We start from the raw sequence: 5,669 nt of genomic DNA, 5'->3' as shown, positions 1-5,669 counted from the left end.
GTGCCGCCGGTGGACTCCCCCGGCCCGCGGCCCGCCGTGCCGGGGGCCCGCCAGGGCGGCTCCTCCTGGGGCTCGTACCGGCCCTCCCGCCGGCGCCCGCCCTGCCCGTACCCCAATCCCGGGCGCTGGCAGGAGGGCGGCCCGCTGGTCCAGGGCATGCGGGTGGCCTTCACCGGCGACACCGCCACCGACCGTGAGCTGCTGGAGGACCGCGCCGTGGAGGCCGGGCTGCATGTCGCCTCGGCGGTGAGCCGGCTCACCAGCCTGCTGGTGACCAATGAGCCGGGCGGCTGGAGCGGCAAGGCCCGCCGGGCCCGTGAGGTCGGCACCCCGGTCCTGGACGAGCAGGCCTTCCTCCAGCTGCTGCGGGACGTCAGCCCGTCCCCCGCCGTCCCGGGGCAGGGCGGCGCCGCCGTCCCCGGGCAGGGTCCCGCCCCGTCCTGACGACCCCCGGCCGGAGCCGGCCGCGGAGGCAGGGGTACCGTGCCGGTGTGTACCGATTTCTGCTCTCCCGGCGCTGGCTGGTGACGACGCTGCTCGCGCTGCTGCTCGTACCGACCATGATCCGGTTGGGCTTCTGGCAGCTGCACCGGCATGAGGCACGGGTGGCCCGCAACACCCTGATCGGCGAGAACCTGGGCTCCAGGGCGGTGCCGATCGGGTCGCTGACGCGGCCCGGCTTCGACGTCCCCGGGGATCTCACCTGGCGGACGGTCAGCGCCGTCGGACACTACGACCCGGCGGACGAGTTCGTGGTGCGGCAGCGCACCGCCGACGACGGCGGCACCATCGGCTACTTCGTGATCACCCCGCTGGTCACCGCGGACGGCGACACCGTCCTGGTCAACCGCGGCTGGGTGGACTCCGGCGACGACGCCACCGTCTACCCCAAGGTGCCCGCCCCGCCGACCGGCCAGGTCACCGTGACCGGCAGGCTGCGGGCGGACGAGACCAGCCACAGCAGCGGCATCCGCGACCGGGGCGGACTCCCCGACCGGCAGTACATGCTGATCAACAGCGGGCAGCAGGCCCGGCGGCTGGGGCACCCCGTCCTCGGCGGCTACATCGAGCTGGTCAGCACCTCCCCCGAGCCCCGCGTCCACGCCCAGCAGCTGCCCGCCCCCGACCACTCGGACATCGGCCCGCACATGGCGTATGCGGTGCAGTGGTGGCTCTTCACCGCGATGGTCCCGGTGGGCTGGGTGGTGCTGGCCCGGCGGGAGGCCAGGGACCTGCGCGAGCAGGCGGCGGCCGCCACCGCTGCCGGCGGGGACGGCAACGGGGACGGCAACGGCGACGGGGACGGCCCTGCCGGCGAGGCGACGGCGCCCGAGCCCGTCGCCGCGGCGTCCGCCCCCGAGTAGCCCTCGCCCGAACGGCGCAGAGTGACGCCCGGTCAGCGGATCCCCCGTCGGACGGCACCGGGCCGGTCGGCACCCGCCCGCCGGCCGGTGTCCGGTGGCGCCCGTGGCGGACCGGGAGTCCCGTGCGGGGATAGCCGCGCCCCGGGAGGGGAAGGGTGAAGAGGGGCCGCGCGGGCACCTGACCTCCCGCGCGGCCCCTCCGCGTCCGTGCGCCGCGGCTCGGGCCCCTCCGTCTCCCGGACCGCGTCCGCCCCCTCCCCGCCGGCCGGCGCCCCGGCGCCCCGCGATGCGACGACACCGCCCGGCACGAAACTTGCCGCCGCCCCAAACCACCCGATCCGCAGGCCGAAAGGCATCATGGAGCCATGGATCTTGGACTGCGGGACAGAGTCTTCATCGTCACCGGCTCCACCCGAGGGCTGGGACTGGCCGCCGCCCACCAGCTGGTGGAGGAGGGTGCCCGCGTCGTGGTGACCGGGCGCGAGCAGGAGTCGGTCGACAAGGCCGTCGCCGAGCTGGGCGGTCCTCCCAGGGCTCTGGGAGTGGCGGCCGACAACGCCGACGGCGGCACCCCGGAACGGCTGATCGCCGCCGCCCGGGCACGCTTCGACCGGTTGGACGGTGTGCTGATCAGCGTCGGCGGTCCCCCCGCGGGCGCGATCACCGCGATGGCGGACGACGACTGGCGGGACGCCTTCGAGTCGGTCTTCCTGGGCGCGCTGCGCCTGGCCCGGTCGGCGGCGTCCGAGCTGACCGAGGGCGGGGTGATCGGCTTTGTGCTGTCGGCGTCCGTACGGGAGCCGTTCAGCGGCCTCGGCATCTCCAACGGGCTGCGGCCGGGCCTGGCGATGGCCGCCAAGACGCTGGCCGACGAACTGGGCCCGCGGGGCATCCGCGTGGTCGGGCTGCTGCCGACCCGGATCGACACCGACCGGGTACGGGAGCTGGACGAGCTCAGCGGTGACGCGGCGGCGGCCCGGGAGCGCAACAGCGCGGCCATCCCGCTGCGGCGCTACGGCACCCCCGAGGAGTTCGGCAAGGTGGCCGCGTTCCTGATGTCGTCGGCGGCCTCGTATCTGACCGGGGTGATGGTGCCCGTGGACGGCGGAGCGATGCGGGGGCTGTGAGCCCTGCCGGGTCGGGGCCGCGGCCGGCGGGCGCCGTACCGCGGCCCCGACGGCCGGGTCAGTCCCCGAGGCCGGCGAGGTCCCGCATCCGGCGGAGCTGGGCGGCGCGCTCGGCCGCCCGCTGCTCGTCGTAGCCGCGGCCGGCCGCGCCCAGCAGCAGTGCCTTGGTCTCGACGACGGCGTCACGGGGGGCGGCGAGCAGCGCCGCAGCCAGGTCCCTGGCGGCGGCGTCCAGCTCAGCGGCCGGTACGGCCAGGTTGGCCAGGCCGCTGGCGACGGCCTCCTCGGCGTACACCCAGCGGCCGGTGACGCAGATCTCCAGGGCGCGGGCGTAGCCGACCAGTGCGGTGAGGGGCTTGGTGCCGGTGAGGTCCGGGACCAGCCCGAGGGATGTCTCCTTCATGGCGAACTGCACGTCGTCGGCCACCACCCGCAGGTCGCAGGCGAGTGCGAGCTGGAAGCCGGCACCCACCGCATGGCCCTGCACCGCCGCGACCGTGATCAGGTCGGGCCGCCGCCACCAGGTGAAGCCCTCCTGGAAGGAGGCGATCGCCGCGTCGGCCTCCGCGTCGGAGGCCGCGGCCAGGGTGCCGAAGCCGACCTCGCCGGGGATGCCCTCCGGGGTGAACATCGCCCGGTCCAGGCCGGCCGAGAAGGAGACGCCCTCGGCGCGGAGCAGCGCCACCCGCACGGAGCCCGGCAGCGAGCTGCCGACCGCGGCCAGGGCCCGCCACATGGCCGGGGTCTGGGCGTTGCGCCGCTTGGGGTGGCAGAGCGTCACGGTGGCGAGGGCGCCGTCCACCTCGACACGGACGCCCGCCTGCTCCCACTCCTCGGGCGCGCTGCCCGTGGTGGACGCGGCGGCGGGTCGGTCGGCAGGAGTGGTCACGGCAGCCTCCATGGTCTGGGACGGTCCCCCGGACGGGGATGCTACCGAAGAGTAACCATGTGGACGCGACGATCGGCGGCCGGGGCTGGCCCCGCCGCCGATGCGTCCGTGCTGGGTGCGGTTGTGGATCGGTACGGTTCCGGCGCGGCAGGCCCGGATCTGTCCGGGTGCGGCCCGCCGGTACGGCGGCGGCCCCCTCTCAGGAACCGGCGACCGCCGCAGTCTTGGCCTTGCCGCGCGTGGCACCGCCCCGGCCCCGAAGGGTCACCCCGGACTCACTGAGCATGCGGTGCACGAAGCCGTAGGAGCGGCCGGTCTCCTCGGCGAGCGCACGAATGCTCGCCCCGGAGTCGTACTTCTTCTTCAGCTCGGCCGCGAGCTTCTCACGTGCGGCACCGGTCACCCGGCTGCCCTTTTTCAGAGTCTCGGCCACCCGTGCCTCCTCGTAGCAGTGCTCGGTCGGATTCCCATGATCACCCATGGGGAGCCTCCTGGCCACCCATTCCACAAGGTCGATACGCCAAAATCGCTCGACACCCGTAGTGTCCGCGCGCTGCAAGGGCGCTCGGCGTTCACCCGTACGCCCCCGGGGTGCGCCGGCGGCCCCCAAGAAATACCTGATCAAACCGGTTTTACAAGTAAAACGGAAGGTAAATAATGACGCGGGCGCCGCCTGCTGCGAAAGGCAGCGACGACGCCCGCGGATATGAACTCTTCTGCGCCGGATGAAGGATCCGCGTCCAGCCCGGACGGCTCAGGCCAGCGAGACCAGGTCCGCGTAGGCCGCGCTCCACAGGTCCTCGACCCCGTCCGGGAGCAGGATGATCCGCTCCGGCTGGAGCGCGTCCACCGCACCCTCGTCGTGGGTGACCAGCACCACGGCGCCGCTGAAGGAGTGCAGCGCGCCCAGGATCTCCTCCCGGCTGGCCGGGTCGAGGTTGTTGGTCGGCTCGTCCAGCAGCAGCACATTGGCGCTGGAGACCACCAGGGTCGCCAGGGCCAGCCGGGTCTTCTCCCCGCCGGAGAGCACCCCGGCGGGCTTGTCCACGTCGTCGCCGGAGAAGAGGAAGGAGCCGAGGATCTTGCGGATCTCCACCAGGTCCATGTCCGGAGCGGCCGAGCGCATGTTCTCCAGCACGGTGCGGTCCGGGTCCAGGGTCTCGTGCTCCTGGGCGTAGTAGCCCAGCTTGAGGCCGTGGCCGGGCCGCACCTCCCCGGTGTCGGGCTGCTCCACACCGGCGAGCATCCGCAGCAGGGTGGTCTTGCCGGCGCCGTTGAGGCCGAGGACGACGACCCGGGAGCCGCGGTCGATGGCCAGGTCCACGCCGGTGAAGATCTCCAGCGAGCCGTAGGACTTGGAGAGGTCCTCCGCGGTCAGCGGGGTCTTGCCGCAGGGCGCGGGCTCGGGGAAGCGCAGCCGGGCGACCCGGTCGCTCTGCCGCACCTGCTCCAGCCCGGAGAGCAGCTTCTCCGCGCGCCGGGCCATGTTCTGGGCGGCGACGGTCTTGGTGGCCTTGGCACGCATCTTGTCGGCCTGCGAGTTGAGAGCGGCGGCCTTCTTCTCGGCGTTGGCGCGCTCGCGCTTGCGCCGCTTCTCGTCCGCCTCGCGCTGCTGCTGGTACTGCTTCCAGCCCATGTTGTAGACGTCGATGCAGGACCGGTTGGCGTCCAGGTAGAAGACCTTGTTGACCACGGTCTCCACCAGATTGATGTCGTGGGAGATCACGATGAAACCGCCGCGGTAGGTCTTCAGGAAGTCCCGCAGCCACATGATCGAGTCGGCGTCGAGGTGGTTGGTGGGCTCGTCCAGCAGCAGCACGTCGGAGTCGGAGAAGAGAATCCGGGCCAGCTCCACCCGGCGGCGCTGACCACCGGAGAGGGTGTGCAGCGGCTGGCCCAGCACCCGGTCCGGAAGGCCGAGGCTGGCCGCGATGGTGGCGGCCTCCGCCTCGGCGGCGTAGCCGCCCTTGGTGAGGAACTCGGTCTCCAGCCGCGAGTACTTCTTCATGGCGTTGTCGCGGGTGGCGCCCTTGCCGTTGGCGATCTTCTCTTCGGCGATGCGCATGTTGCGCAGCACCGCGTCCAGACCGCGGGCGGAGAGCACCCGGTCGCGGGCGAGCACGTCCAGGTCGCCGGTCCTGGGGTCCTGCGGCAGATAGCCGACCTGGCCGGAGCGGGTGACCGTGCCCGCCGCGGGGATGCCGTCGCCGGCGAGCACCTTGGTGAGGGTGGTCTTGCCCGCGCCGTTGCGGCCGACCAGGCCGATCCGGTCGCCGGGGCCGACCCGGA

The 5,669-nt window shown here is 73.5% G+C and carries 6 protein-coding genes; 3 read left to right on the top strand and 3 right to left on the bottom strand.

The genetic code is table 11. The annotated features are described in order from the left end of the window. The 3 genes from AOK09_RS20930 to AOK09_RS20920 form a co-directional block, all read left to right on the top strand. Nucleotides 1-444, top strand: a 444-nt coding sequence (locus AOK09_RS20930; RefSeq protein ID WP_322973199.1) for a BRCT domain-containing protein, incomplete at its 5' end; no start/stop codon positions are given. 47 nt (nt 445-491) lie between these two features. Further along, the gene (locus AOK09_RS20925) at nt 492-1,364 is read left to right on the top strand and encodes an SURF1 family cytochrome oxidase biogenesis protein (protein WP_055588750.1); all 873 of its coding nucleotides are present in this window, start codon (nt 492-494) and stop codon (nt 1,362-1,364) included. A gap of 365 nt (nt 1,365-1,729) precedes the next feature. Next, the gene (locus AOK09_RS20920; protein ID WP_055588749.1) at nt 1,730-2,491 is read left to right on the top strand and encodes an SDR family oxidoreductase; all 762 of its coding nucleotides are present in this window, start codon (nt 1,730-1,732) and stop codon (nt 2,489-2,491) included. A gap of 58 nt (nt 2,492-2,549) precedes the next feature. On the opposite strand, the gene AOK09_RS20915 is transcribed toward AOK09_RS20920, so the two are convergent. The 3 genes from AOK09_RS20915 to AOK09_RS20905 all read right to left on the bottom strand — a co-directional run. After that, complete coding sequence (locus AOK09_RS20915; protein WP_055588748.1) at nt 2,550-3,392, bottom strand: enoyl-CoA hydratase/isomerase family protein; 843 nt, start codon at nt 3,390-3,392, stop codon at nt 2,550-2,552. A gap of 187 nt (nt 3,393-3,579) precedes the next feature. Beyond that, the gene (locus tag AOK09_RS20910) at nt 3,580-3,813 is read right to left on the bottom strand and encodes a helix-turn-helix domain-containing protein (RefSeq protein ID WP_055588751.1); all 234 of its coding nucleotides are present in this window, start codon (nt 3,811-3,813) and stop codon (nt 3,580-3,582) included. A 321-nt stretch (nt 3,814-4,134) separates the two neighbouring features. After that, nucleotides 4,135-5,669, bottom strand: a 1,535-nt coding sequence (locus AOK09_RS20905) for an ABC-F family ATP-binding cassette domain-containing protein (RefSeq protein WP_055588747.1), incomplete at its 5' end; no start/stop codon positions are given.

Origin of the sequence: Peterkaempfera griseoplana (assembly GCF_001418575.1) — a bacterium.
GTDB classification, from domain to species: Bacteria; Actinomycetota; Actinomycetes; order Streptomycetales; family Streptomycetaceae; genus Peterkaempfera; species Peterkaempfera griseoplana.
The sequence above is the reverse complement of the archived record's forward strand: the minus strand, read 5'-3'. Positions and strand labels throughout refer to the sequence as shown.

What these genes read in the sequence shown, in the direction of transcription:
- AOK09_RS20920 (WP_055588749.1), top strand. Translation starts at nt 1,730, where the DNA reads ATGGATCTTGGACTGCGGGACAGAGTCTTCATCGTCACCGGCTCCACC.
- AOK09_RS20915 (WP_055588748.1), bottom strand. Translation starts at nt 3,392, where the DNA reads ATGGAGGCTGCCGTGACCACTCCTGCCGACCGACCCGCCGCCGCGTCC.